Source organism: Streptomyces sp. JJ66 (assembly GCF_019303495.1).
In the GTDB taxonomy this organism is placed as follows: Bacteria; Actinomycetota; Actinomycetes; order Streptomycetales; family Streptomycetaceae; genus Streptomyces.
Genome location: NZ_JAEVFI010000032.1, coordinates 18,652 through 41,878, shown reverse-complemented (window position 1 = coordinate 41,878; position 23,227 = coordinate 18,652). Strand labels below are relative to the sequence as shown.

At 72.8% G+C, this 23,227-nt stretch carries 27 protein-coding genes; 13 read left to right on the top strand and 14 right to left on the bottom strand.

The annotated features are described in order from the left end of the window. Positions 1-81: 81 nt before the first annotated feature. From JJV70_RS19445 to JJV70_RS19435, 3 genes are all read right to left on the bottom strand, one after another. On the bottom strand, positions 82-636 hold the full coding sequence (locus tag JJV70_RS19445) for a DinB family protein (RefSeq protein ID WP_219049303.1): 555 nt from the start codon (positions 634-636) through the stop codon (positions 82-84). Between the two features lie 116 nt (positions 637-752). After that, positions 753-2,210, bottom strand: a complete 1,458-nt coding sequence (locus JJV70_RS19440; RefSeq protein ID WP_219049302.1) for an aldehyde dehydrogenase family protein — start codon at positions 2,208-2,210, stop codon at positions 753-755. Positions 2,211-2,286: 76 nt separating this feature from the next. After that, a complete protein-coding gene (locus JJV70_RS19435; protein WP_219049394.1) occupies positions 2,287-3,132 on the bottom strand; it encodes a helix-turn-helix transcriptional regulator in 846 nt (281 codons plus the stop codon). 287 nt (positions 3,133-3,419) lie between these two features. Between JJV70_RS19435 and JJV70_RS19430 the strand changes: the two genes are divergently transcribed. Beyond that, positions 3,420-3,935 (top strand): ATP-binding protein, encoded by a 516-nt coding sequence (locus JJV70_RS19430; protein WP_219049301.1) that lies wholly within the window; start codon positions 3,420-3,422, stop codon positions 3,933-3,935. A gap of 76 nt (positions 3,936-4,011) precedes the next feature. Here JJV70_RS19430 and JJV70_RS19425 read toward each other — a convergent pair whose 3' ends face one another. The 5 genes from JJV70_RS19425 to rpmG all read right to left on the bottom strand — a co-directional run bounded on the left by JJV70_RS19425 (position 4,012) and on the right by rpmG (position 6,420). Then, positions 4,012-4,248, bottom strand: coding sequence for a DUF397 domain-containing protein (locus JJV70_RS19425; protein WP_219049300.1), 237 nt, complete (start codon positions 4,246-4,248; stop codon positions 4,012-4,014). Positions 4,249-4,444: 196 nt separating this feature from the next. After that, a complete protein-coding gene (gene rpsR / locus JJV70_RS19420; protein ID WP_219049299.1) occupies positions 4,445-4,678 on the bottom strand; it encodes a 30S ribosomal protein S18 in 234 nt (77 codons plus the stop codon). Positions 4,679-4,729: 51 nt separating this feature from the next. Further along, entirely contained in the window at positions 4,730-5,902 is a 1,173-nt protein-coding gene (locus JJV70_RS19415; RefSeq protein ID WP_219049298.1) for a GTP-binding protein, read from the bottom strand. Continuing rightward, on the bottom strand, positions 5,902-6,171 hold the full coding sequence (locus JJV70_RS19410) for a type B 50S ribosomal protein L31 (protein ID WP_219049297.1): 270 nt from the start codon (positions 6,169-6,171) through the stop codon (positions 5,902-5,904). The genes JJV70_RS19415 and JJV70_RS19410 overlap by 1 nt, the downstream gene beginning before the upstream one ends. Positions 6,172-6,255: 84 nt before the next feature. Further along, positions 6,256-6,420, bottom strand: coding sequence for a 50S ribosomal protein L33 (gene rpmG, locus JJV70_RS19405; RefSeq protein ID WP_219049296.1), 165 nt, complete (start codon positions 6,418-6,420; stop codon positions 6,256-6,258). A 54-nt stretch (positions 6,421-6,474) separates the two neighbouring features. On the opposite strand from rpmG, the gene rpmB reads away from it, so the two are divergent. The 8 genes from rpmB (at position 6,475) to JJV70_RS19365 (ending at position 13,527) form a co-directional block, all read left to right on the top strand. After that, positions 6,475-6,711, top strand: a complete 237-nt coding sequence (rpmB, locus tag JJV70_RS19400) for a 50S ribosomal protein L28 (protein WP_219049295.1) — start codon at positions 6,475-6,477, stop codon at positions 6,709-6,711. Between the two features lie 13 nt (positions 6,712-6,724). Then, complete coding sequence (gene rpsN / locus JJV70_RS19395; protein ID WP_219049294.1) at positions 6,725-7,030, top strand: 30S ribosomal protein S14; 306 nt, start codon at positions 6,725-6,727, stop codon at positions 7,028-7,030. 152 nt (positions 7,031-7,182) lie between these two features. Continuing rightward, a complete protein-coding gene (locus JJV70_RS19390; RefSeq protein WP_219049293.1) occupies positions 7,183-7,968 on the top strand; it encodes a VOC family protein in 786 nt (261 codons plus the stop codon). A gap of 195 nt (positions 7,969-8,163) precedes the next feature. Then, positions 8,164-9,468 (top strand): ergothioneine biosynthesis glutamate--cysteine ligase EgtA, encoded by a 1,305-nt coding sequence (egtA, locus tag JJV70_RS19385; RefSeq protein ID WP_219049292.1) that lies wholly within the window; start codon positions 8,164-8,166, stop codon positions 9,466-9,468. Further along, the gene (gene egtB / locus JJV70_RS19380; protein WP_219049291.1) at positions 9,468-11,021 is read left to right on the top strand and encodes an ergothioneine biosynthesis protein EgtB; all 1,554 of its coding nucleotides are present in this window, start codon (positions 9,468-9,470) and stop codon (positions 11,019-11,021) included. The genes egtA and egtB overlap by 1 nt, the downstream gene beginning before the upstream one ends. Further along, positions 11,021-11,827: an ergothioneine biosynthesis protein EgtC gene (egtC, locus tag JJV70_RS19375; RefSeq protein WP_219049290.1), complete on the top strand. Its 807-nt coding sequence runs from the start codon at positions 11,021-11,023 to the stop codon at positions 11,825-11,827. The genes egtB and egtC overlap by 1 nt, the downstream gene beginning before the upstream one ends. Next, entirely contained in the window at positions 11,824-12,819 is a 996-nt protein-coding gene (gene egtD, locus JJV70_RS19370; RefSeq protein WP_219049289.1) for an L-histidine N(alpha)-methyltransferase, read from the top strand. Before egtC ends, egtD begins: the two co-directional genes overlap by 4 nt. A gap of 177 nt (positions 12,820-12,996) precedes the next feature. Then, positions 12,997-13,527, top strand: coding sequence for an SRPBCC family protein (locus JJV70_RS19365; RefSeq protein WP_219049288.1), 531 nt, complete (start codon positions 12,997-12,999; stop codon positions 13,525-13,527). 88 nt (positions 13,528-13,615) lie between these two features. Here the strand turns inward: JJV70_RS19365 and JJV70_RS19360 are convergent, their stop codons facing one another. Together JJV70_RS19360 and JJV70_RS19355 are read right to left on the bottom strand one after the other, a co-directional pair. Beyond that, a complete protein-coding gene (locus JJV70_RS19360) occupies positions 13,616-14,272 on the bottom strand; it encodes a hypothetical protein (RefSeq protein WP_219049287.1) in 657 nt (218 codons plus the stop codon). A 177-nt stretch (positions 14,273-14,449) separates the two neighbouring features. Continuing rightward, positions 14,450-15,163: a GntR family transcriptional regulator gene (locus JJV70_RS19355; RefSeq protein WP_219049286.1), complete on the bottom strand. Its 714-nt coding sequence runs from the start codon at positions 15,161-15,163 to the stop codon at positions 14,450-14,452. A gap of 172 nt (positions 15,164-15,335) precedes the next feature. Between JJV70_RS19355 and JJV70_RS19350 the strand changes: the two genes are divergently transcribed. Next, positions 15,336-15,578, top strand: a complete 243-nt coding sequence (locus JJV70_RS19350) for a hypothetical protein (protein ID WP_219049285.1) — start codon at positions 15,336-15,338, stop codon at positions 15,576-15,578. Between the two features lie 65 nt (positions 15,579-15,643). Next, complete coding sequence (locus JJV70_RS19345; RefSeq protein WP_219049284.1) at positions 15,644-16,093, top strand: ATP-binding protein; 450 nt, start codon at positions 15,644-15,646, stop codon at positions 16,091-16,093. Positions 16,094-16,361: 268 nt separating this feature from the next. Here the strand turns inward: JJV70_RS19345 and JJV70_RS19340 are convergent, their stop codons facing one another. Next, entirely contained in the window at positions 16,362-17,405 is a 1,044-nt protein-coding gene (locus JJV70_RS19340) for a rod shape-determining protein (RefSeq protein ID WP_219049283.1), read from the bottom strand. Positions 17,406-17,650: 245 nt separating this feature from the next. Next, entirely contained in the window at positions 17,651-19,516 is a 1,866-nt protein-coding gene (locus JJV70_RS19335) for an ABC transporter ATP-binding protein (protein ID WP_219049282.1), read from the bottom strand. Between the two features lie 265 nt (positions 19,517-19,781). Here JJV70_RS19335 and JJV70_RS19330 point away from each other — a divergent pair, with 265 nt between their 5' ends. Continuing rightward, positions 19,782-20,702: an RNA polymerase sigma factor SigF gene (locus JJV70_RS19330; RefSeq protein ID WP_374227316.1), complete on the top strand. Its 921-nt coding sequence runs from the start codon at positions 19,782-19,784 to the stop codon at positions 20,700-20,702. Between the two features lie 118 nt (positions 20,703-20,820). On the opposite strand, the gene JJV70_RS19325 is transcribed toward JJV70_RS19330, so the two are convergent. Continuing rightward, entirely contained in the window at positions 20,821-21,174 is a 354-nt protein-coding gene (locus JJV70_RS19325; RefSeq protein WP_219049281.1) for an STAS domain-containing protein, read from the bottom strand. A 907-nt stretch (positions 21,175-22,081) separates the two neighbouring features. Here JJV70_RS19325 and JJV70_RS19320 point away from each other — a divergent pair. Next, positions 22,082-22,489 (top strand): four-helix bundle copper-binding protein, encoded by a 408-nt coding sequence (locus JJV70_RS19320; protein ID WP_219049280.1) that lies wholly within the window; start codon positions 22,082-22,084, stop codon positions 22,487-22,489. A 70-nt stretch (positions 22,490-22,559) separates the two neighbouring features. Here the strand turns inward: JJV70_RS19320 and JJV70_RS19315 are convergent, their stop codons facing one another. Next, entirely contained in the window at positions 22,560-22,985 is a 426-nt protein-coding gene (locus tag JJV70_RS19315; protein ID WP_219049279.1) for an OsmC family protein, read from the bottom strand. Positions 22,986-23,227: the final 242 nt, after the last annotated feature.

Below are 23,227 nucleotides of genomic sequence, written 5' to 3'. Positions count from 1 at the left end.
GCGTCGCGACGGGGCGGCCGGGGGCTGACGCGGCGCTGGCGCGCCCATCTCTCCCCCGGCCCCGCCGCGTCCGGATGGCGGCTAAGCGTCCCAGGTGATGCCCTGCTCCTCGGCGACGAGGTCGAAGGCGCCCTTGCCGTCGATCGTCTCGCGGATGACGTCGGCGTGGCCCGCGTGCCGGGCGGTTTCCTCGATCAGGTGGAGCAGGGCCCAGCGCCAGGTGCGGGGGCCGCCCGCCGCCCAGGGGGCGTCGGGCAGGTGGAACGTCTCGTCCAGGGAGGGCAGCGCGCGGGCAGCCTCCTCGGTGCGGGCGGCGACCTTCTCGTAGTACGCGAGCATGTCCTCGACCGTCTCGTCCTCGGTGAGGGCGAAGCCCGCTTCATAGCGGGCCGTCTCGGCCTCGTCGCCGAAGTCGAGCGGGGCGCCGGTCATGGTGCGCAGCCAGCCTTCCTCGCCCTGCGCGCAGTGCTTGAGCAGCCCGGCCACCGACAGGGCGCTGGCGGTGGGCGTGGAGGTGGCCTGCTCGCGGGTGAGGCCGCGTACCGCCCGGCGCAGGCCGCCGCGCTGGGCGTCGAGGTACGCGAGCAGGGCTCCGCGCTCGTCACCGGGGGCCTCGGGAGCGACGGAAGTGGGCATGACGTTCACCTTTCGCACGGTCGGCGTGGGCCAGCCGGGTGGCCGATGAGAAGCACGTTACGGGCCCGTACTGACAGGTGCCGTCCCCCACGCCGTCGCCGCCGGAAGTGGCCGGATCAGAACGGGAACGCGGTGCGGCCGTGCTGCACCGCGACCCACTTGGTCGTGGTGAACGCCTCGGTGAAGTGCTCGCCGTTCAGGCGGCCGAGGCCCGAGTGCTTCTCGCCGCCGAACGGGACGATCGGCTCGTCGGCCACGGTGCCGTCGTTGACGTGGATCATGCCGGTGTGGACGCGCCGGGCCACGGCCACGCCGCGCTCGACGCTGCCGGAGTGGACGGCGCCGCTGAGCCCGTAGCGGCAGTCGTTGGCGACGCGCACGGCCTCGTCCTCGCCGTCCACGGGCACGATCACCGCGACGGGGCCGAAGATCTCCTCGGTGAGCGCGCGGGAGCCCTCGGGCACGTCGGTGAGCACGGAGGGATGGACGAGGTTGCCCTCCGCCTTGCCGCGCAGCAGCGCGGTGGCGCCCGCCTCGACGGCCTCGTCCACCAGGGCGGTGACGTGTTCGGCCTGGCTGGAGTTGATCAGCGGGCCGATGTGCGTGGCCGGGTCCCGGGGGTCGCCGACGGTCAGGGTGCGCACCTTGGCGACGAATTTCTCGGTGAACTCCCGCGCCACCGCCCGGTCCACGATGATCCGGTTGGCGGCCATGCACACCTGGCCCTGGTGGATGTAGCGGCTGAAGACGGCCGCGTCCACGGCGTAGTCGAGGTCGGCGTCGTCCAGGACGAGCAGCGCGCTGTTGCCGCCGAGTTCCAGCACGCAGCGCTTGAAGTGGCTCGCGGCCACCATGGCCACGTGGCGGCCGGTCTTGTCGGAGCCGGTGAAGGAGATGACCTTCGGCACCGGGTGCGCCAGCAGGGCGTCCCCCACCTCGGCGATGTCGGTGACGACGACATTGAGCAGCCCGCCGGGCAGACCCGCGTCCTGGAGCAGCTTCGCCACCAGCGTGCCGCCGGTGACCGGCGTGTTCTGGTGCGGCTTGAGAACGACGGCGTTGCCCAGCGCCAGCGCGGGCGCGACGGACTTCAGCGAGAGCAGGAAGGGGAAGTTGAACGGGGAGATGACGCCGACGACGCCGGCCGGCTCGCGGTAGACGCGGTTCTCCTTGCCCTCCACGGGGGAGGGCAGGATGCGGCCTTCGGCGCTCAGCGCGACGTTCATGGCCGCGCGCAGGAACTCCTTGGCCAGGTGCAGTTCGAACGCGGCCTTGATCTGGGTGCCGCCGAGTTCGGCGACGATGACGTCGGTAAGCTCCGCCGTGCGCTCGTCGATGAGGCGTATCGCGCGCTCGAAGACCAGGCGGCGGGTGTAGGGGTTGGTGGCGGCCCAGGCGGGCTGGTGCCGTTCGGCGGCGCGGTAGGCCAGGTCGATCTCGTCGGCGGTGGCCACGGTGATCGAGCAGAGCTTGTCACCGGTGTAGGGGTTGAAGTCGATGATGTCCCAGGAGCCGGTTCCCGGCCGCCATTCACCGTCGATGTACTGCTGCGCCAGGTCCGTGAAGTAGGGCATGCCGTTCCTTCGTGGGGTGGAGGTGCGCGCCGTGGGGGCGACGCGGTAGCTGATGTGGCGTCATCGTACTGACTGATCAGTGTTGTTGGCGGATCTTGTGGATGTGGTCGCGGGTCTGTTCCGGGGACAGAGCGCCGTCAGTCATCAGCCGGTCCAGGACGCCGCCGTACTGGGTGACCTCCTCGGCCTTGTCCAGGTACAGCGACCCGGTGAGCTGTTCCAGGTAGACGACGTCGGGGATCTCCGGCTCGGGGAAGCGCAGGACGGTGAAGGCGCCGGACTCGGCCGGGTGGCCGCCGAGGGTGAACGGCACCACCTGGAGGCGGATGTTGGGCCGCTCGGAGAGCTCGATGAGGTGGAGCAGCTGCTCGTCCATGATCGCGCGGCTGCCGAACGGGCGGTGCAGCGCCGCGTCGTCCAGCACGCAGCGGTACTGGGTGGCGTTCTCCTGGAACAGCAGCTTCTGCCGCTCCATCCGCAGCGAGACGCGCCGGTCGATCTCGGCTTCCGACAGTCGCAGCGACTTGTGGCCGCTGGCGACGACGGCGTGCGCGTAACCTTCCGTCTGGAGCAGGCCGTGCACGAACTGCACCTCGTAGGTGTCGATCCGCGAGGCCGCGCCCTCCAGGCCGACGTACGTCTGGAACCACGAGGGCAGGACGTCGCTGTAACTGTGCCACCAGCCGGCGATGCTGGACTCCTTCGCGAGGTTCAGCAGGGGCTCCCGTTCGGCGGCGTCCGTGACGCCGTAGAGGGTGAGCAAGTCCGCGACGTCCCGCGCCTTGAAGCTCACGCGCCCCAACTCCATCCGGCTGATCTTGGACTCGGAGGCGCGGATCGAGTATCCGGCGTCCTCCCGCGTGACACCACGGGACTCGCGCAGCCGGCGCAGCTGCGAGCCCAGCAGTATCCGGCGCACCATCGAGCCGCTCGACCCGCCTGCCCCTTGTGTGCCGCTTACCACCGGAACGCTCCTTATCTGATCAGACAAGCACCCCCGACCCAGGAGCAGTCTGCCATCTTTGTGCTTCGTTGCGTGCCCATGTGGTTACACAGAAAGGAAAGTTTTCCGTGCACGTGCATCTGCCCTTGCATCCGGCGCGGGCATTGGGAACCATGGGGAGAGCCCAAGTGCACGTAGTGCCAAGAGATTTGGGTGCCCCGGCCCATCGGGAGCGCCCCGCCGCCACAGTCAGGGGGACGTCGTTCATGGGTAACGAAGGAACGGCGGTGCTCGACCCGTTGTGGCGGAGCCTTCCGCCGCCCGGCCCGGGCACCCTTTCCGGCTCCGCTTCCCGCGCACTGCCCGCAGACTACGAAGCGGTGTGCGCCGCACGGGAGTTCACCAGGATCACGCTCACCGGCTGGGGGCTCGAACGCCACGGCGACAACGTGACGCTCGCGGTCTCGGAGCTGGTGACGAACGCGCTGCGCCACGGAGTGGGGGCAGCGTCGGCCGTCGCCGTCCCGCCCGCCGAACCGCCCGTACGGCTGCACCTGATGCGGTGGTCGTCGCGCCTGGTGTGCGCGGTGCGCGACCCCAGCCGGGAGGCGCCCGTCTCCGGCAACCCCGACCTGGACGGGTTCACGCCGGACACCGCCGAATCCGGGCGCGGGCTGTTCCTGGTGGAGGCGTTCAGCGACAGCTGGGGATGGCAGCCGCTGCACGGCACGCTGCCGGGCAAGGTCGTGTGGGCGCTGTTCCGCACCGGCCCGTCGGCGTAGCGGGGGAAGCCCACCCGCCCGTCGGCGTAGCCGGGGAGGCCGGTGCGGCACCGTGGTGCCGCATCCCGGCGGGGCGTCAGGTGACGAGGTGGTCGAACTCGCCGTCCTTGATGCCCAGCAGCATCGCCTCGACCTCGGCTGGCGTGTAGACCAGCGCGGGGCCGCCTGGGAACCGCGAGTTGCGGACCGCCACGTCGCCGCTCGGCAGCTTGGCGAACTCCACGCACGTCCCCTGGGAGTTGCTGTGGCGGCTCTTCTGCCAGGCGACACCGCGCAGATCCGCCGCGGCCATGCCGTTGTACGCCTGCTGCATAAGGCTCTCCCGGGTCATTGGAGGGCCAAGCATCCACCGAGCAACTTGGCCAGCTTCCCGGGATCATAACCTTGTTCACGTGCATCCGCAGGTGCTGATGCACGTGCACGACCCTCCGTCGCAGGCCGGTCACGCCCGGGTAGACGTGGAGTGCCCCGGCCGGGTTCCGGCCAAGTGACGTATTCAACAAGCTCGTTCAGCGGGAGCCGTACGGCAGCAGGGCCATTTCCCGGGCGTTCTTGATGGCGCGGGCCAGCTGCCGCTGCTGCTGGACGGTGACGCGCGTCACCCGGCGGCTGCGGATCTTGCCACGGTCGGAGATGAACTTCCGCAACAGCTCGGTGTCCTTGTAGTCGATGGAGGTGATCCCGGCGGCGTCCAGCGGGTTGGGCCGGGGACGGGCGGGCTTGCGGAGGTCACGGCGGGGCATGGTGAGGCTTCTTTCTCAGGGGTCGGGGTCGGGGACGGGCGGGCGCCGGGCTCACGCCACGGGGTCGAGGAGGGCGTCGAAGGCCCGGGGCAGGTGCTGCCAGGCGGGCGGGCCGCCCGCGTACTCGGCGTCGGTCAGCAGGCAGGAGTCCAGCAGGGTGCGCAGGTTGTCGCGGTCGAGGTCCGGGGAGGTGAAGACCAGGTGCTGCTTTCGGTCACCGTGCTCGGGGTGCCAGTCCAGCGCGGCGGCGGCCCGGCGCGGGGGCGGCACCATGTCCCAGGCGGCGTCCGGCAGCGCGGCGAGCCAGGGGCCGGTGTCCTCCACGCACAGCGCGCCCCCGGCGGCGTCCCAGCTGAGCAGGGTGTCCGGGCGGTCGGCGAGCCAGAACCGGCCCCGGCTGCGGGCGGCGGCGCAGCACAGATCCTCCAGCGCGGCGTAGAGCCGGCCGGAGTGGAAGGGCCGGTCCTGCCGCCACACCAGCGTGCCCACGCCCGCTTCCTCCGCCCCGGCCACCTCCGCGGTGTCCTGCGGCAACAGCGCGCAGGCCGGGTGCTGGCGGGCCGCGGCGGCGTCCACGTCGAAGGCGGCCCCGGGCGCGGTGACGGCGGCGGGGAAGGCGTCGTCGGTCACGTGCAGCAGCCGGGCGCCGGGCGTGAGCTGGCGCAGCAGGGCCGCGTCCTCGGCGTCCCCGGGTTCGGGGCCGTCGGCGAGGACGACCAGCGGCGGGTACTCCAGCTGCCGCGCGAAGGTGTCGGCGACCGTGCGGCGGTCGCGCGCGGCGGCGGCAAGACCGGCCTCCGCGAGGTCGTCGCCGTTGCCGAGGGAGGGCAGCAGCAGGGCCGGATCGACGGCGGTGACCACCCCCGCGAGCCGCAGTTCCCCGCCGCCGCACGAGGCGATGACCTCGGCCATGGACTTCGGCTCCACCGAGTCCCACAGCTCCACCACGGCCAGCCGGACCAGGCCCAGTGCGGCGAGCCGGTCCAGCTCGGGCACCAGGTCCTCGCGCAGGGCGCAGCAGGCGCAGTCGTTGACCAGCGGTGTCCCGGCGGTCTCCAGCAGGCCCCGGGCCTCGCGCACGGTGCGGCCGACGGTGCCGGTGGCGGGGGCGTCGGCCAGGTCGTGGTGGAGCGCGACGCTGCGGGGGACGGCCGCCAGCAGCCGCTCGACGGCGGCCCGGCGGGCGTCGGCGTGCAGGCCGCAGACGATGACGACGTCCAGCATCAGCGGGCCTCGCGGCGGCGGTAGGTCCTGCCCGTGTACCGGCGCTCGAACCGCTCCACGCGGCCCGCGGTGTCCAGCACGCGCTGGGTGCCGGTGTAGAAGGGGTGGCTCGCGGAGGAGATCTCCACGTCGATGACGGGGTAGGTGTTGCCGTCCTCCCAGGTGACCGTCTTCTCGCTGGTGGCGGTGGACCGGGTGAGGAAGGCGAAGTCGGCGGCCCGGTCGCGGAAGACGACGGGGCCGTAGGGCGGGTGGATGCCGGGCTTCATGGGTGGTGCTCCTTGGGTGCTTATGCCGGGACGGGACAGACCGGGCCGGGCCGGGCCGGTGGGGCAGCGCTGTTCGCCGGTGGGTCAGCGCTCTTCGCGGAAGGCGACGTGGCGGCGCGCGAGGGGGTCGTACTTGAGCAGTACCAGCCGGTCGGGGTTGTTCCGGCGGTTCTTGCGGGTCACGTAGGTGTAGCCGGTACCGGCGGTGGACTTCAGCTTGATCACCGGGCGGACGTCGTTGCGTGGCATACGGAGTACCATACAGGTAACGACAATCGTTTTCATTAAGGAGTTCGCGTACCCATGTCCGCCCACTGCCAGCTCACCGGACGCGCACCCGCGTTCGGCAAGCAGGTCTCCCACTCCCACCGGCGCACCTCCCGCCGCTTCGACCCCAACATCCAGCGCAAGCGCTACTGGCTGGCCAGCGAGGGCCGCCACGTGCGGCTGAGGCTCAGCGCGAAGGGCATCCGCACCGTGGACACCATCGGCGTCGAGGCCGCCGTCGCCCGTATCCGCGCCCGTGGCGGCAAGGTCTGAGGAGGCGTCCACGATGGCGAAGAAGAGCAAGATCGCGAAGAACGAGCAGCGCCGCGCGGTCGTGGCCCGGTACGCGGACCGGCGGGCGGAGCTGAAGCGGGTGATCGCCTCGCCCGCGTCGTCCGACGAGGCCCGGGCCGCCGCCCAGCGCGAGCTGAACCGCCAGCCGCGCGACGCGAGCGCGACCCGCGTCCGCAACCGCGACAGCGTGGACGGCCGCCCGCGCGGCCACCTGCGCGCCTTCGGCCTCTCCCGCATCCGCCTGCGCGAGCTGGCCCACGGCGGCTACCTGCCGGGCGTGCGCAAGTCCAGCTGGTAGCGCGGTGGAGGCGCTGCCCCGGGTGGCCAGCCGTCCGGCCAGGCGGCTGGGCACCCGGGGCAGCTGGGCTGTCCGCCCGCCGCTCGGCGGGCGGAAGCACGCGGGCGCGGTTAGCGTGAAGCGGAGCGAAACGGGACGAAAGGTGGTCGCTCATGCCCGCACATGCCGAGGGTGTGCCCTGCTGGGCGGATGTTCTGGTTCCGGATCTGGCCGCAGGCAAGCACTTCTACGGGGAACTGTTCGGCTGGACGTTTGGCGAGAGCCCGCCGGAGTTCGGGTACTACACGGGCGCTCTCTCCGACGGAAAGGCCGTCGCCGCGCTGACGCCGCCCATGCCGGACCAGGAGCCGCAGGCCGCGTGGACGCTGTACTACGCCTCCGACGACACCGACGCGACCGCTGAGCGCATCCGCGCGCACGGCGGCGAACTGCTGATGGAGCCGATGGACGTCGCCGAGTTCGGGCGCATGTGCCTGGCCCGGGACCCCGGCGGCGCCGTGTTCGGCGTGTGGCAGGCCAGGTCGCACACCGGGTTCGACAAGGAGGGCGAGCCCGGCGCGTACACCTGGTCGGAGGTCAACACGCGGGACGCGGCGGCGGTGGACGCGTTCTACCCGGCCGTCTTCCCGAGCATGCGCTCACGCCCGGTTCCGGACGCGAGCGTGGACCTGATGGCCTGGGAGGTGGACGGGGCTCCGGTCGCGGCCCGCTGCCTGATGACCGACGACTGGCCCGCCTCGGTGCCCGCGCACATCGCCGTGTACTTCGCGGTGGACGACTGCGACGCGGCCCTCGACACCGTCACCCGGCTGGGCGGCCAGGTGCACTTCGGCCCGCTGGACAGCCCCTACGGCCGCTTCGCCGGCGTCGCGGACCAGCAGGGGGCGGCCTTCTCCGTCATCGACCTGTCGAAGCGGGTGGGGGAACCGCCGCTGTAGGGCGGCTGGCGGGGGCGGGCCGGAGCGGCACATTCCGGTCAGCCCCCGCCCCGGCATGTTTCGTCCCGCCACCTGACCGGGCAGGGAAGCTGATTGTGTGCCCATGTTCGACGTGTTCGGCGTGCGCGGCGTGTGCCCCGTGCGCGGGGTGTCTGACGTGTGCGGTCAGGAGTCACCGCTCCGGGAGGAGTTGCCATGGATGCCGTGGTGCAGGACACCGGTACGGGCTCCGCGCCCGCCGGGCCGCTGGGCCGCCCGCCTGATCCGGAAGCGGAGCTGAGCGAGGCGGAGGCGGCCGAGTACATACGCGGGATCTGCTTCAAGACCGGCCCGCCCCGCCGCGTCGGGGTGGAACTGGAGTGGCACGTCCGCGACCGGGTGGACCCCGCCCGCGCCGTGCCCGCCGAGCGGATCGACGCCGCGCTCGCCCCGCTCCTGGCCTCCGGCGGCCTGCCCTGCGGCAGCCTGCTGACCCGCGAGCCCGGCGGCCAGGTGGAGCTGAGCAGCCCGCCCGGTGAGTCGCTGGCCGACTGCGTCCGGCTCGCCACCACCGACCTCGCCGTCCTGCGCGAGACGCTGGCCTCCGCCGGAGCCGCCCTGCACGGTCACGGCCTGAACCCCTTCCGCCCCCCGCCGCGCGTGCTGGACCATCCGCGCTACCGGGCCATGGAGGCGCACTTCGACCGGCACGGCCCCTGGGGCCGGGTCATGATGCGCTCCACGGCCGCCGTCCAGGTCAGCCTCGACGCCGGTGACGACTCCGACGGACCCACCGGCTACCGCGCCCGCTGGCGGCTCGTCCACCAGCTCGGCCCCGTCCTGGTGGCCGCCTTCGCCAACTCGCCGCTGTGGCGCGGACGGCCCACCGGCTGGGCGTCCACCCGGCAGCGCGTGTGGGCCCGCGCCGATCCGCACCGCACCCGCCCGCCGCACGCCACCGCCCCGCCCCGCGCGGAGTGGGCCCGCTACGCGCTGGACGCCCCGCTGCTGTGCCTGCGCCGCCCGCCGGACGGCGCGGACGCCGACTGGACGGCACCCGCAAGCCTCACCCTGCGTGCGTGGCTGCGCGGCGGCCACCGGGAGCGTCCACCCACCCGGGCCGACATCGACTACCACCTCAGCACGCTGTTCCCGCCGGTGCGTCCGCGCGGCTGGCTGGAACTGCGCATGATCGACGCCCAGTCCGGGGACGGCTGGCTCGCGGCCCTCGCCGTCGCCGCGACGCTGCTGGACGACCCGCGTGCCGCCGCCGCCGCGCACGCCGCCACCGAGTCGCTGACCCCGCTCGCCCACGGCCCCGGACTGTGGCTGCGCGCCGCCCGCTACGGACCGGCCGACCCGCTGCTGGGCCCGGCCGTGCGCGCCTGCGTGGCCGCCGCCGAGTCCGCGCTGGCCGCCACCGACCCCGACGGCCCCGCACACCGGGCCGTCGCCGAGTTCGCCGAGCGCTACGCCGACCGGGGCCACTGCCCCGCCGACGTCCACCGAGGAGCCCTGTGATGTCCGCCACGCCCGCATCCACCGCCCACAGCACCACCCCGGCACCGGGCGCGGCCCCCGCCCCCGCCCGGGACGCCGCCGCCCGGGACGCCGCCACCCTGCGCGAGCGCGCCCGGGCCGCGCTGGAGACCTCCCGGGCCCGCACCCACGCCCTCACCGACTGCCTGGACGAGGCCGAGCTCACCGCGCAGCACTCGCCGCTGATGTCGCCGCTGGCCTGGGACCTGGCGCACATCGGCAACCAGGAAGATCTGTGGCTGCTGCGCCAGGCGGACGGACGCCCGGGCGTGCGTCCCGACCTCGACCCCGTCTACGACGCCTTCCGCACCCCGCGCGCCGACCGGCCGACGCTGCCCATGCTGACGCCGGACGCCGCGCGCGCCTACCTCGCCGACGTCCGGCGGCAGGCGTTCGAGGTGCTGGACCGGGCGCCGCTGGACGGCGGCGGGCTGGCCGGGGGCGCGTTCGTCTTCGGCATGATCGCCCAGCACGAGCAGCAGCACTGCGAAACCATGCTCGCCACCCACCAGCTGCGCCGCGGCCCGGCCGTGCTGCACGCCCCGCCACCCCCCGCGCCGCCGGAGGGTGAGGCGCTGCCCGACGAGGTGTTCGTGCCCGGCGGCCCGTTCACCATGGGCACCGACAGCGACCCGTGGGCGCTGGACAACGAGCGCCCCGCGCACCAGGTGGACGTCCCGGCGTTCTGGCTGGACACCACGCCCGTCACCGGCGCCGCCTACGCCGAGTTCATCGACGCGGGCGGCTACCGCGACCCGCGCTGGTGGCACCCCGAGGGCTGGGCTTACGTGCGCAAGGCGGAGCTGACGGCCCCGCTGTTCTGGCGCCGCGACGGCGCACGCTGGACCCGGCGCCGCTTCGGCACCGTCGAACCGGTGCCGCTGGAGCAGCCGGTGCTGCACGTGAGCTGGTACGAGGCCGACGCGTTCGCCCGCTGGGCCGGACGCCGCCTGCCCACCGAGGCGGAGTGGGAGAAGGCCGCCCGCCACGACCCGGCCACCGGCCGCTCGCGCCGCCACCCCTGGGGCGACGCCGCGCCGGGACCCGGGCACGCCAACCTCGGCCAGCGGCACCTGGAGCCCGCCCCGGCCGGAGCGTACCCGGCGGGCGCGGCACCCAGCGGCGCCCGTCAGCTGCTGGGAGACGTGTGGGAGTGGACCGCCTCCGACTTCACGCCCTACCCCGGCTTCGCCGCCTACCCCTACGACGAGTACAGCAAGGTGTTCTTCGGCCCGGGCTCCTCGGGCTCCTCGGGCTCCTCGGGCTCCTCGGGCTCCTCGGGCTCCTCGGGCTCCTCGGACTACAAGGTGCTGCGCGGCGGCGCCTTCGGCGTCGATCCCGTCGCCTGCCGGGGCACCTTCCGCAACTGGGACTATCCGGTCCGGCGGCAGATCTTCGCCGGGTTCCGCACCGCCCGCGACGCGTCGGCGCCTCAGGGCGGCCGGGGCACGGGCCACGGGACGCCCGGCGGCGGCACAAGCCGGGGCACGGGCCACGGCACCACGGGCCACGACACCGGCCGGGGCCGCGCCTGATGTGCCGCCACCTCGCCTACGTCGGCCCGCCCGTGCCGCTGGCGCGGCTGCTGACCGACGTCCCGCACGGCCTGTACGAGCAGTCCTGGGCGCCGCGCCGCCAGCGGTACGGCACGGTCAACGCGGACGGCTTCGGCGTCGGCTGGTACCCGGCCGACCCCGCCGACGGCCCGCCCGCCCGCTACCGCCGCGCGGTGCCCATCTGGGCCGACGGCAACCTGCCCGGACTGGCCCGCGTCGTGCGCAGCCACGCCGTGCTCGCCGCCGTCCGCGACGCCACCGTGGGCACCAGCCAGGACGAGTGCGCCGCCGCCCCCTACGGCGGCGGCGACTGGCTGTTCAGCCACAACGGCGCCGTACCCGACTGGCCCCGGCTCACCGACGACCTGGGCGCACCCCTGCCCGCCGCGACCCTGCTGGAGCTGGAGGCCCGCTGCGACTCCGCCCTCCTGTGGGCGCTGGCCCGGACGCGGCTGGACGCGGGCGAGCCCCCCGGCACCGTCCTGGCCGGCCTGGTGACGCGCACCGCCGCCGTCCGCCCCACCGCCCGGCTCAACCTGCTGGTCACCGACGGCCGCACCATCACCGCCACCCGCCACGGCGACACCCTGTGGTACCGCACCGACGACGGCGGCGGCGTGTGCGTCGCCTCCGAACCGGACGCCGCCGACGGCTGGCAGGAGGTGCCCGAACACTCCCTGCTGCTCGCCTCCCCCGGCTCCGTCCGCGCCCTGCCTCTGGACCAGGCGGCCGACCCCACCCGCTCCCCCAGCGCCCACCTGCCCGAGAGGACCCCCATCCCATGACCGCCTCGTCCGCCCCCTCAGCCGGGCGCTTCACCCTCACCCGCCGCCTGCCGCACGGCCACCAGGCCGACGCCCTGCGCTCCGACGTCCTCAAGGGCCTGGCCGGGCGGCCCAGAACGCTGCCCCCCAAGTGGTTCTACGACGGCCGGGGCAGTGAGCTGTTCGAGCGGATCACCCAGCTCCCGGAGTACTACCCCACCCGCACCGAGCACGCCATCCTCACCGAGCGGGCCGCCGAGATCGCCACCGCGACCCGCGCGCACTCCCTCGTCGAGCTGGGGTCGGGCTCCTCGCGCAAGACGCGGCTGCTGCTGGACGCGCTCACCGCGCACGGCACCCTCCAGCGGTACGCGCCACTCGACGTCAGCGAGGACGCGCTCACCGAGGCCGGGCAGGCGCTCACCGCCGACTACCCCGGGCTCGCCGTCACCGCCGCCGTCACCGACTACGAGGTGGACCTCACCCTGCCCGGCGAGCACCCCCTGCTCGTCGCGTTCCTCGGCGGCACCCTAGGCAACCTCGACACCGCCCAGCGCCGCGCCTTCTACGCCGCCCTGCGCCCGCAACTGCGCCCCGGGGACACGCTGCTGCTGGGCGTGGACCTGGTGAAGTCCGCCGACGTCCTCATCCCCGCCTACGACGACGCGCAAGGGGTCACCGCCGAGTTCAACAAGAACGTGCTGCACGTGCTCAACCGCGAGCTGGGCGCCGCGTTCGACCCGGCTGCCTTCGACCACCGCGCGGTGTGGAACGCGGCCGAGTCGCGGGTCGAGATGCGGCTGCGCTCCCGGCTGGCGCAGACGGTGCCGGTGCCCGCGCTGGACCTCGCCATCGACTTCGAGCGCGGTGAGGAACTGCGCACGGAGATCTCGGTGAAGTTCCGCCGCGAGCCCCTGGAGGCCGAGCTGGCCTCGGCAGGCTTCACGCTCCGCCACTGGTGGACGGACGCCGGGGCCCGCTTCGCCCTGCTCCTGGCGGCACCGGCCGAATAGCGGAACGCGCGGGCCGCCTGGCCACCCGGTCGGCCAGGCGGCCGTCGCCCGAACGGCTCAACCAAAAGCGGCATACCCGAACTTTTGCGGCGAACCTGGAAAGCATCCAGGACACCCGGGTCGGGGAGCGGGTGCGCGTCACGCCCGGCGCGCACCCCGCTCGTAGGAGGTGCCGCAATGCCGCAGGTGCAGGTCTATGTGTCCATCCCCCTGCCGGTCAACGAGGTGTTCGTCTTCCTCGCCGACGGCCGCAACCTGCCGCGCTGGCATTCCGGGGTGATGGAGATCCGCGGCACCGACCCGTTCGGACCCCGCTGCGGCGCCGGGTGCGTCTACCGCTACCGCTTCCCCGGCCGCCACCGCGACTTCCGGCTGGAATGCTGCGCCTACGAGGTGGACCGGCGCATCGGCTTCCTCGGCCAGCGCATGTGGACGCCCCTGGGCAGCCAGGTCCCGCGCTACGACTTCCGCCTGTGGCCGCAGGGCTCCGGCTGCCGCGTCGGCATCCAGGTCACCAGCTGGCTGACGGCGGGCATGCTCGCGCTGTGGCCGATCGTCTCCTGCGGCTGGCGCCGCGACCTCCCCGACGACGCACAACGCCTGTTCCACCTCCTCACCGGCTCCGACGCCACCGCCGACATCGGCTTCGCCCCCAGCGCGATCACCCCCCAACCCCGCCCCCGCCGCTTCCGCCTCCCAGCGGCATAGCCGGTCCCCTCTTGCCGATGCTCGTTCCGCCCCCCATCCCAGCCCGCGTACCGAGGCCAACCACCTCGACACAGCAGCCGCCTCGGCGTCAACGTCCGGCGGCTTGCTCTTCCGGGTGCCAGACTGCCTCGGGCCAGTGGTACTCATCGAACGCTTCGGGAAGCTGCCCGCACGGAGCGTAGACGCTGATGAACAGCGTCGTAGTCGCGGTGTTCCAATCCACTCCCACCATGTCGCCACTGTCCGGGTCCTCGAACTGGAACCCCAGCTCGCGGAGAGTGCCACCCTCTCGGTCACCTTCATAGGTGAGTTCCCACCCCCGCTGTACCAGACGCTGGCGCACGCGCCGCTGCGCCTCCCGTGCGGTGGCTTCGGGGACATCGGCCACGCTCCAGCGGAGTCTGAAGCTGCTGACGTCGAGGCGTGCCTCATCAATGTGGGCAAGGCTCCTCACCCCCCGGTAGTAGCAGGGACCGGTATCGATCCTGTGCACCTCCGGTACGTACGCCCCGGACAGCGCGAATTCCTCGTACACCCAGTCGGATCGGGCCTTGAGCCGGTGCGCGACCGCGTCAGGATCAGCCGGAGGATACGGCGCCCCGTTCCACAGGGCGTTCCCCACCACCGCGACAGCGTTCGCCGCCACCGCTACGAAAACCAGGAGCGCGCTCAGGACGAGCGCGGTGACGACAGCCAGGGCGGCCCAACCGAAGGCCCGGGCTCTGCGCGCAGGGGTCTTGACCATGCTGGCGACGGTATGCGCCAGCCGTGTCCCCTACATGAGTAGCCGTACTCAGACGCCCGCATGCCATCCCCCACACCGGAGACGAGTGCACGGTCACCCCCGGCACAGTCGGCCCATCCGGCAAGCCGTCAAGGCCCAGAACCTGGACCCAGCCGAGGTTATTCCGTCACATCAGGGTCAAAGCGAGTAGTGGTAACCCACGTCCATGCGCGACGGAACGCACACCTCGCCGTAGACGATCACACCGTTATCGTCCGACCACTCGTACGCCATGGCAAGGATGCAGGATCCGACGGCCACACCAAGGTAGTTCGCCTCGCGTTCGTCGGCCGTACGGGCGTGCATGGCGTCGCGGCCGTACCGGGGCGTCCGGCCGGTGGCTTCCGTGATGAGCGGCACGGCGTCATCCGCCCGGCCCGGCGCCGTTGACAGCAGCGCCCCGACAGCGGCGGCGAGCGTGGCTGGATACCAGTCCACCGCGAGCGCCTGGCGGCGCGACCCTTTCCCGATGACGTACTCGCGACGGCACACCTGATCGCCATCCTCAAGGCCGAACAACTCGGCCACATAGTTCGGCGGGTGAACCAGCCCGGCCGCGAGCACACGCTTCGTCTCACCGCTGGCGAGGATGCTGCCCGTGCGGCGCAACCGGCCGATGCGGTCGTGTGGCGAGGACACGGCTGGTGGTTCGTCGGCGACGAAGGTTCCGCGCGGCGAGGTGCGCACATAGCCCTCAACCTGGAGCCAGCTGAGCGCGTGCCGGATGGTCGTGGTGGAGACGCCGTGCTCGGTGGCCAGATCGCGGATGGCTGGCAGGCGCGATCCCTCAGCGAGCGCGCCATCGCGGATCAACTGCCGGTACTGCTCGGCGATCTGCTCGTAGGGGTGCATGCCGTCACTCTAACGGTGAGTTATCTCACCGAACCAGTGGCGCAGTGAGTTAATTCACCATTACGGTGAAGTAGTCGCCCAACTACTCACGGGAAGACCTGAGATGAGTGCTGCCGCGAACTCTGTTCCCGATTACCCGCCAGCACGCGCACTGCGTCGCTGTCCTCGGTGCTTGGAACTGACCACTGAAGGCGTACCGGTAGGAACCACCGAGTCCGAAGTCACGCTGTCGGCCCCGGCCTTCGTTTGCCCCGAGTGCGTGCGCCCCGATGAGGCGACCACGCACACCGTGACGGCTCCTGTCGATCAGCCGACCGGAACCACCAGCACGGGCGTTGTGCGCATGGCGCCCGGGCAGGAGCCATCGCCGTGCCCGTACGCCTGCGATATCTGCAAAAAGAAGGGGCGCCAGTGACCCTTCGCCGCTTACGACACCGCTGGTCCGCCGCCCCCTTCTTCCATCTCACCGAGAGGACCGGAATGAGCGTCACCCCAAAGACCACGACCGCGACGGAGGTGACGCGCGTCGTGGGACATATCCGCTCCGGTGTCTACTCGACATCGTTCGAGCGCAGCGGATGCCACGTCGCGCACGCGCGACAGATCGGCGCCGTCCGTCTCCGGCAGTGCGGGCTCAATGACGAGGACGCGATCGAAACCGTGCGGCTGCTGATCAGTGAGCTGGTGACGAACGCTGTGGTCCACGGCGCGGGTGAGATGGTCCGGTTCCGCCTCGCCTTGGCCAACGGTCACGTTCGGATCGAGGTGGCCGACGACTCCCCAGCTCGCGCACGCGTCAAACGCGCCGGGGCTGACGACGAAGGCGGTCGCGGCATGCTCCTCGTCCAGGCGCTTGCCGAGAGCTGGGGCACCAGCGATGACGGCACGCGTACCTGGTGCGTCGTCCGCGTGGGCAAAGATGAGCCGTGACCCGTGCTGGTGGGGAGCACCACGGACCACCCGGCCGTTGCCGGACCGCCCGGATTGCCGTGTCGTGCGCCCGGACCTCTTGACCGACACGACGGGGCCGGTGCCGGATTCCCGTACCCGGGGAAGGCGGTTGCCCGGATGGCGCATTGGAGCCGCGCTCATCACAGCGGTTCTGCTGATACGCCTGCTCAGCCTTCTCCTGCTGCTCGACGCCCTCTGACAGCAGCGCTCCCTCACGCTGGACGGCACCGCTCGCTGCACGCCGCGTCTACGGGGCGACGTCCACGTGGAGTTGCAGGGGGCGGACGCGGCCTTCGATCATGGCGGCGACACCCTTGACCGCGCTCGACGCCGGGGCGTCGGCGACGCGGACCGTCATCGACGTCGCCTGGCGCAGGCGTTCGTCCAGGCCGGGGAGCAGGGCGCTGCTGCCCGCGAGCATGATGCCGTGGTCTACCAGGTCGGCGACGAGGTCGGGGGCGCAGCGGTGCAGGACGCCGCGGATCGCGTCGAGCACGGTCATGATCGGGCCGTGCACGGCGGCGTGGACCTCGTGGGCGTCCATCTGCACCGTGCGGGCCAGTCCGGTGGCCATGTCGCGGCCGTGGACGAGGATGGCGCCGGGTTCGGCGGGGAAGCGTCCGGACTCGTCGGTGGTCTGCTGGTGCAGCGCGCGCACGGCCTCGCCCGGCAGGGTCAGGCGGTAGCGGTTGCGCACGTGGCGGCCGATGGCGAGGTCGAGTGTCTCGCCGCCGACGGGGACGCAGGTGGCGGCGACGATCGAGCCCAGGGAGAGCACGGCCACCTGGGTCGTCTGCGCGCCGAACAGGACGATCATCGTCGCCTCGGGCTGTTCGACCGGCAGCCCGCAGCCGACGGCCGCCGCGACCAGGCCGTCCACCAGCTCCACCCGGCGGCAGCCGAGCCCGGCGAGGGTCTGCGCGGCGGCGCGCTGCCCCAGCGGGTCGGCTTCGTGCGGCACACACACCGCGGCGCGCACCAGCGGCCGGTACCGCCAGGCGCGGCGCACCTTCTCCCCCACCAGGGCCCGCACCATGCGCTGCGCCATCTGTACGTCGTTGACCGTGCCGTCCGCGACGGGCCGCACCACCTTGATAAACGGCGGCGTGCGCCCGGTCATGCGCTCGGCCGGGGCGCCGACGGCGATGAGCGCGCCGGAGCGGGTGTTCACCGCGACGACGGACGGCTCGTCCACGACGATGCCCGCTTGCTTGAGGTACACCCGCGTCCGGTCCGCGCCCAGATCGACGGCGACGGTGCAGCGGCGCAGGTTCTCGTAGCTGAAGTTCACGGCGCTTCTCCCGGGGCGGCGATGGTAGTGGCCATGTGCCTCATCCTGAGCCGCCGTCAGCTGGCTCGCCCCTTGAGCGCCGCCGACCGGACGACCGGCGGGGACGCGCGGGTTACCGCGCCGCGCCGGGCACGCGCGGCACGGTTACGCACGGTGCTCCGGCTCCGGCGTGACGCGGGTGCTCCGGCGCGCCCGGCACGTCGTCCACGTGCCGCAGACCCGCCCGGTGCGGCGGGCTGGGACCGTCAGCTGGCGGGGGCGAACTGGGTGCGGTGGAGTTCGGCGTACCGGCCGCCACGGGACAGCAGGGTGTCGTGGGTGCCGCGTTCCACGATGCGGCCCGCTTCCAGGACGAGGATCTGGTCGGCCTGACGGATGGTGGAGAGCCGGTGGGCGATGACGAGCGCGGTGCGGCCGGTGAGGGCTTCGGCGAGGGCTTCCTGCACGGCCGCCTCGGAGGTGGAGTCCAGGTGAGCGGTCGCCTCGTCGAGGATGACGACGCCGGGCTGGGCGAGCAGCAGCCGGGCGATGGTCAGCCGCTGCCGTTCGCCGCCGGAGAGGCGGTAGCCGCGCTCGCCGACGACGGTGTCCAGTCCGGCGGGCAGCGAGGCGACGAGCCCGTCGAGGCGGGCGCGGCGCAGGGCCTCCCACAGCTCCTGCTCGCTGGTGTCGGGGCGGGGCAGGAGGAGGTTGGCGCGGATGGTGTCGTGGAAGAGGTGTCCGTCCTGGGTGACCATGCCGACCGCGTGCCGCAGCGAGGACGCGGTCAGGTCGCGGACGTCGATGCCGCCGACGCGTACGGCGCCGGAGTCGATGTCGTACAGCCGTGCGGCGAGCTGGGCGATGGTGGACTTGCCCGCGCCGGAGGAGCCGACCAGCGCGATGAGCTGACCGGGTTCGGCGCGGAAGGAGATGTCGTGCAACACCTGCTCGCCGCCGCGCGTGTCCAGCGTGGCGACTTCCTCCAGCGAGGCGAGTGAGACCTGGTCAGCGGCCGGGTAGCCGAAGGCGACGGCGTCGAACTCCAGGGCGGCGGGGCCGTCCGGTGCCGGTACGGCGTCCGGCTTCTCGGCGATCAGCGGCTTGAGGTCCAGCACCTCGAAGACGCGCTGGAAGCTGACGAGGGCGGACATGACCTCCACCCGCGCCCCGGCCAGCGCGGTCAGCGGCGCGTACAGGCGGGTGAGCAGCAGCGCCAGGGAGACGACGGTGCCGGTGGCGAGGCCGCCGCCGATGGCTAGCCAGCCCCCGAGGCCGTAGACGGCGGCGAGCGCGAGCGCGGAGACCAGGGTCAGCGCGGTGACGAACGTCATCTGGAGCATCGCGATGCGCACACCGATGTCGCGGACGTGCCCGGCGCGGCGCACGAACTCCGCGGACTCCTCCTCGGGTCGCCCGAACAGCTTGACCAGCGTGGCGCCGGGTGCGGAGAACCGCTCGGTCATCTGGGTGCTCATCACCGAGTTGTGGTTGGCGGCCTCCCGGGACAGCCGGGCCAGCCGGGCGCCCATGCGCCGGGCGGGCAGCACGAACAGCGGCAGCAGGGCGAGGGTGACCAGGGTGATCTGCCAGGAGAGCTGGAGCATCACCACGAGCGTGAGCAGCAGCGTCACCAGGTTGGACACCAGCCCGGAGAGGGTGTCGCTGAACGCCCGCTGCGCGCCGATGACGTCGTTGTTGAGACGGCTGACGAGCGCGCCGGTGCGGGTGCGGGTGAAGAAGGCGATGGGCATGCGCTGCACGTGGTCGTACACGGCGCTGCGCAGGTCGAGGATGAGCCCTTCCCCGATGCGCGCCGACAGCCACCGGGTCAGCAGCCCCAGGCCCGCCTCGGCGAGCGCGATGACGGCGATGAGCGCGGCGAGCCGTACGACGGCCGCGCGGTCCTCGCCGGTCTCGATGACGTTCACCACGCGCCCGGCCAGCAGCGGGGTGGCGACGGCGAAGACGGCGGCGGCGGTGCTGAAGAGGAGGAACAGGCCGATCAGCCGGCGGTGCGGGCGGGCGAACGCCCCGATGCGGCGCAGGGTCGCGCGGGAGAACGGCCGCTGGTCCTCGGTGGCGTGGCGGGCGTTGTACAGCGCGTTCCACGCGGCCATCTGCATCGACATGTCCGTGCCTCCCGTGTGGTCAGGTAGGACCGACGCTAAGACTTCAACCGAACTTCAGGTCAAGGTGTTCCCGGCGGCGCGGCGCACCGGCGTCCGCGCTGGTGCGGTGCGCGGCGCACCCGTGCCGGGTTTGGGGCGCGGCGTCGGACCAGGGCGGTCGCACCAAAGCGGCGCTCCGAAACGCGATTTCACAGCAGGCGGACATGCTCTGCCTCAAGCGGGGTAGACGAGCTGCTGTCTATGGCTGGAACCCCGGGAGGGAATCGTGAGCACGACGGTGACGACCGAGACGACTGACGCGGCACCCGACACGGCGGCGGACCGTGAGACCGGCAGCGCGCCCCTTGGCACGCGCGCGACCGACGCCGCCACGGCCGCGGCGCTGCCGAGCGTGGAGGAAGCCCAGGCCGTCGCCCCGCAGGACGCCCGCGAACTCACCCGCCTGTTCATCCAGCGGCTGCGCGACCTGGACGAAGGCACCCACGAATACCAGTACGCCCGCAATACGCTGATCGAGATCAACCTCTCCCTCGTGCGCTACGCGACGCGCCGGTTCCGCAACCGGGCGGGCGAGATGGAGGACATGGTCCAGGTCGGCACGATCGGCCTGATCAAGGCCATCGACCGGTTCGACCCAGAGCGGGAGGTGGAGTTCACCACCTTCGCCGTGCCCTACATCATGGGCGAGATCAAGCGGTTCTTCCGCGACACCAGCTGGTCGGTGCGAGTGCCGCGCCGCCTTCAGGAGCTGCGGATCGACCTGGCGAAGGCCACCGACGAGATGTCCCAGCGCCTGGGCCGCGGCCCCACCACGCGCGAGCTGGCCGAGCGGCTCAACCTCAGCGAGGACGAGGTGATCGAGGGCGTCATCGCCAGCAACGGCTACACGGCCGGGTCGCTGGACGCCCAGGTGGACGAGGGCGCCGAGAGCAACAGCGGCCCGAGCGTCGCCGACCGCATCGGCGAGGAGGACCCGGCGCTGGAGGGGGTCGAGAACTTCCAGGCGCTCCAGCCGCTGCTCGCCGGGCTGGACGAGCGCGAGCGGCACATCCTCCAGATGCGGTTCGGCCAGGAGATGACGCAGGCGCAGATCGGTGCCGAGCTGGGCCTGTCCCAGATGCACATCTCCCGCCTGCTGTCCCGCACCCTGGGCAAGCTGCGCGCGGGACTGCTCACGGACAGGTGACGTATCACCGGGCACGATCCGGTACCAGACGCGTGGAGGCGGCGCGGAACCTGGCGTTCCGCGCCGCCTCCACGCGTCCCGGCTTCCCCTTGCCCGGGGCCGCTGGGGCGCGGTGCGGTCAGTCCCCTACCGCCTCGGCGACCGCCGGGTACACGCGCAGCACGCTGTCGGCCCCGGTGACCTGCAACAGCCGCAGCACGGACGCACCCGGCGCGGCCAGCCGCAGGTCACCGCCGAGGTGCGCCTGGAGCAGGGTGTTCAAGCCGGTGGAGTCACAGAAGGCGACATCGGTGAAGTCGGCGACCACGCGCGTGGCGCCACCTCGGCGGGCGTCCTCGATGGCCTGGGCGAGCGCCGGAGCAGCGTCCAGGTCCAGCTCACCTCGGACGACGATGACGTGGGCCCCGTCGCGGGCGTACTGCTCGGCGACGACCGGGCCGGGGGCCGGGGAACTCTCGTGCAGGGAAGACATGGAGTGATGATCTCCGTTCTGTCGGCGCGACGGAAGGTCGGGGGGACAGGATCACAGCGGCAACGGGAACCGGGCTCATTCGGCTAGCCCCGCGGCTTCGGCGGCTCGCCCGGCGGGTGGGGCGCTCCACCCGGGTGTAGAGGGTGCGCGTGCTCGCGGGCCTGATGATCTCGTGCGGCTTGAACGCGGGCTCCCCCCGTCTCGCAGGGCGGCGGCGAGGGCGTCGAGGAGGCGTTCGCGGCCGGTGGCGGGGAAACGCACCGGGAGCAGTTCGGCGCTCGGGGCACGGTCCCCGGACGCGTAGCCGCAGCGGCCGTACGTACCCTCCGGCCAGTGCCACGTGTCGTCGGCCAGCCGGTGCCCGAACCGTCCGACGGTTTCGCTGCTCACAGATCTCCCTCACCTGACGTACAGCGAGTCCCGCGACGGCCAGTGGCCGCCCCGGGACTCTCCGCGAGCTAGCTGCACAACTCGTGGGGACAAAGCGCCCGGCTACTCTAACAGCGCAGGACCCGCCGTCAGCCTGGAAGAGACGGCCACCCAACCGGGTGACGCCCGGGACCTGAGACCCCTCCCCCACCCACCCCAGCCGGAGCGGATCACGCTGGCGGTGCGGCAGCACCAGAGCCACCAGACCGACCAGACCGACCAGACCGACGCGCCGACGGCCCGGTGACGCCCCTGCCGGAACCGCCGCCGCTAGACCGCGAGGCCACCGGCCTGCCCAGCGTCGCGCCCGCCGCCCGGAGCGGTGGCCAGCACCCCGGGCGCCGTAACTCCGTACAATCAGGTTTGCCCCCACCGCGCGCGTGTTACCCGCCGGGGCGTAGCTCCCCCGGGGGGCCGCCCCGTTGCGGGCCGCGACCGGCCCCCGGCCACCGGGAGGCGCGAACGGAGGCGACACATCATGGTCACCCCGGCACTGGACATGCTGGAGACCTACCCGGCGCGTCTGGGCCGCGTGGACCGCGTGGCGCTGGCACGCTGCATCGAGGAGTGCTTCGCGTCCGTGGAGGTCTGCACGGCCTGCGCGGACGCCTGTCTGTGCGAGGACGAGGTGACCGAGCTGCGCAAGTGCATCCGGACCAACCTCGACTGCGCCGACGTCTGTGACGCCACCGGCCGCGTCCTGTCCCGGCACACCGGCTACGACGCCCACGTCACCCGCGCCCTGCTGGAAGCCTGCGCCACCGTGTGCGCGGCCTGCGCCGACGAGTGCGACCTGCACACCGGGCACCACCACTGCCAGGTCTGCGCGCGAGCCTGCCGCCGCTGCGCCACCGCCTGCCGCGAACTGCTGGCGGCAATGCCCTGACCCCGCGCACAACCGGATCAGGCCGAGGGCGGACGGCGGTCGTCACACCGTTACGGACGGGCGTCAGGCGTCAGGCATCGGCTAGCTCCACCTGGTCCGCGATCGGGCAGACGCGCAGGGTTTCGCGGAGCAGCATGCGGCGGGTGGCGGCGTCCACGCGCGGCACCTCCACCGTGACCCGGGTGGTGAAGCCGTAGTGCAGCGAACCATCGTGGGTGAGGGCGACGTCGGCGGTGACGCGGCTGTCGGTGAGGTCGGCGCCGCGCACCTCGCTGGCCACGATGCCCAGCGTCTGGTGCAGGCACGACGCCACCGCCGCCGCGTACAGCTGCTCCGGGTGCCACGCGGGGTCGGCGTCCGCACCGCCGAGTGCGGGTGGCGCGGCCACCGGCAGCGTCTGCTCGCCGCCGTCCACCCACACCCGTCCGGGCTGGCTCGCGGACTGCGCGGACGTGCGGTGCAGCGTCCGCGCCGGTGCGGTCGGTGTCGTCGTCATCGCGCCTCCCGGGCTTTCCACGGCCTGTGGACAACGGGCCGGGTCTCCGTGGGAAGCGGTGCCGAAACACCCACCCTGCTCGCGGTGCGCCGAGCGCGGGGTGCCGGAGCGGCGGAGGTGCGGGCGGCCGGGAGCGGGGGTGGTACCAGGCACACGGGAGCGGGGGTGGTATCAGGCACAGGGGCGTACCGCGCGCTGCGGCACACCGCGCCCCCTCCCCCACTCACCCGCAGGAGTGAGAA

Coding starts and splice junctions, on each gene's coding strand:
- JJV70_RS19445 (WP_219049303.1), bottom strand. CDS start 636: ATGCCCACTTCCGTCGCTCCCGAGGCCCCCGGTGACGAGCGCGGAGCC.
- JJV70_RS19440 (WP_219049302.1), bottom strand. CDS start 2,210: ATGCCCTACTTCACGGACCTGGCGCAGCAGTACATCGACGGTGAATGG.
- JJV70_RS19435 (WP_219049394.1), bottom strand. CDS start 3,132: ATGGTGCGCCGGATACTGCTGGGCTCGCAGCTGCGCCGGCTGCGCGAG.
- JJV70_RS19430 (WP_219049301.1), top strand. CDS start 3,420: ATGGGTAACGAAGGAACGGCGGTGCTCGACCCGTTGTGGCGGAGCCTT.
- JJV70_RS19425 (WP_219049300.1), bottom strand. CDS start 4,248: ATGCAGCAGGCGTACAACGGCATGGCCGCGGCGGATCTGCGCGGTGTC.
- rpsR (WP_219049299.1), bottom strand. CDS start 4,678: ATGCCCCGCCGTGACCTCCGCAAGCCCGCCCGTCCCCGGCCCAACCCG.
- JJV70_RS19415 (WP_219049298.1), bottom strand. CDS start 5,902: ATGCTGGACGTCGTCATCGTCTGCGGCCTGCACGCCGACGCCCGCCGG.
- JJV70_RS19410 (WP_219049297.1), bottom strand. CDS start 6,171: ATGAAGCCCGGCATCCACCCGCCCTACGGCCCCGTCGTCTTCCGCGAC.
- rpmG (WP_219049296.1), bottom strand. CDS start 6,420: ATGCCACGCAACGACGTCCGCCCGGTGATCAAGCTGAAGTCCACCGCC.
- rpmB (WP_219049295.1), top strand. CDS start 6,475: ATGTCCGCCCACTGCCAGCTCACCGGACGCGCACCCGCGTTCGGCAAG.
- rpsN (WP_219049294.1), top strand. CDS start 6,725: ATGGCGAAGAAGAGCAAGATCGCGAAGAACGAGCAGCGCCGCGCGGTC.
- JJV70_RS19390 (WP_219049293.1), top strand. CDS start 7,183: ATGCCCGCACATGCCGAGGGTGTGCCCTGCTGGGCGGATGTTCTGGTT.
- egtA (WP_219049292.1), top strand. CDS start 8,164: ATGGATGCCGTGGTGCAGGACACCGGTACGGGCTCCGCGCCCGCCGGG.
- egtB (WP_219049291.1), top strand. CDS start 9,468: ATGTCCGCCACGCCCGCATCCACCGCCCACAGCACCACCCCGGCACCG.
- egtC (WP_219049290.1), top strand. CDS start 11,021: ATGTGCCGCCACCTCGCCTACGTCGGCCCGCCCGTGCCGCTGGCGCGG.
- egtD (WP_219049289.1), top strand. CDS start 11,824: ATGACCGCCTCGTCCGCCCCCTCAGCCGGGCGCTTCACCCTCACCCGC.
- JJV70_RS19365 (WP_219049288.1), top strand. CDS start 12,997: ATGCCGCAGGTGCAGGTCTATGTGTCCATCCCCCTGCCGGTCAACGAG.
- JJV70_RS19360 (WP_219049287.1), bottom strand. CDS start 14,272: ATGGTCAAGACCCCTGCGCGCAGAGCCCGGGCCTTCGGTTGGGCCGCC.
- JJV70_RS19355 (WP_219049286.1), bottom strand. CDS start 15,163: ATGCACCCCTACGAGCAGATCGCCGAGCAGTACCGGCAGTTGATCCGC.
- JJV70_RS19345 (WP_219049284.1), top strand. CDS start 15,644: ATGAGCGTCACCCCAAAGACCACGACCGCGACGGAGGTGACGCGCGTC.
- JJV70_RS19335 (WP_219049282.1), bottom strand. CDS start 19,516: ATGTCGATGCAGATGGCCGCGTGGAACGCGCTGTACAACGCCCGCCAC.
- JJV70_RS19325 (WP_219049281.1), bottom strand. CDS start 21,174: ATGTCTTCCCTGCACGAGAGTTCCCCGGCCCCCGGCCCGGTCGTCGCC.
- JJV70_RS19320 (WP_219049280.1), top strand. CDS start 22,082: ATGGTCACCCCGGCACTGGACATGCTGGAGACCTACCCGGCGCGTCTG.
- JJV70_RS19315 (WP_219049279.1), bottom strand. CDS start 22,985: ATGACGACGACACCGACCGCACCGGCGCGGACGCTGCACCGCACGTCC.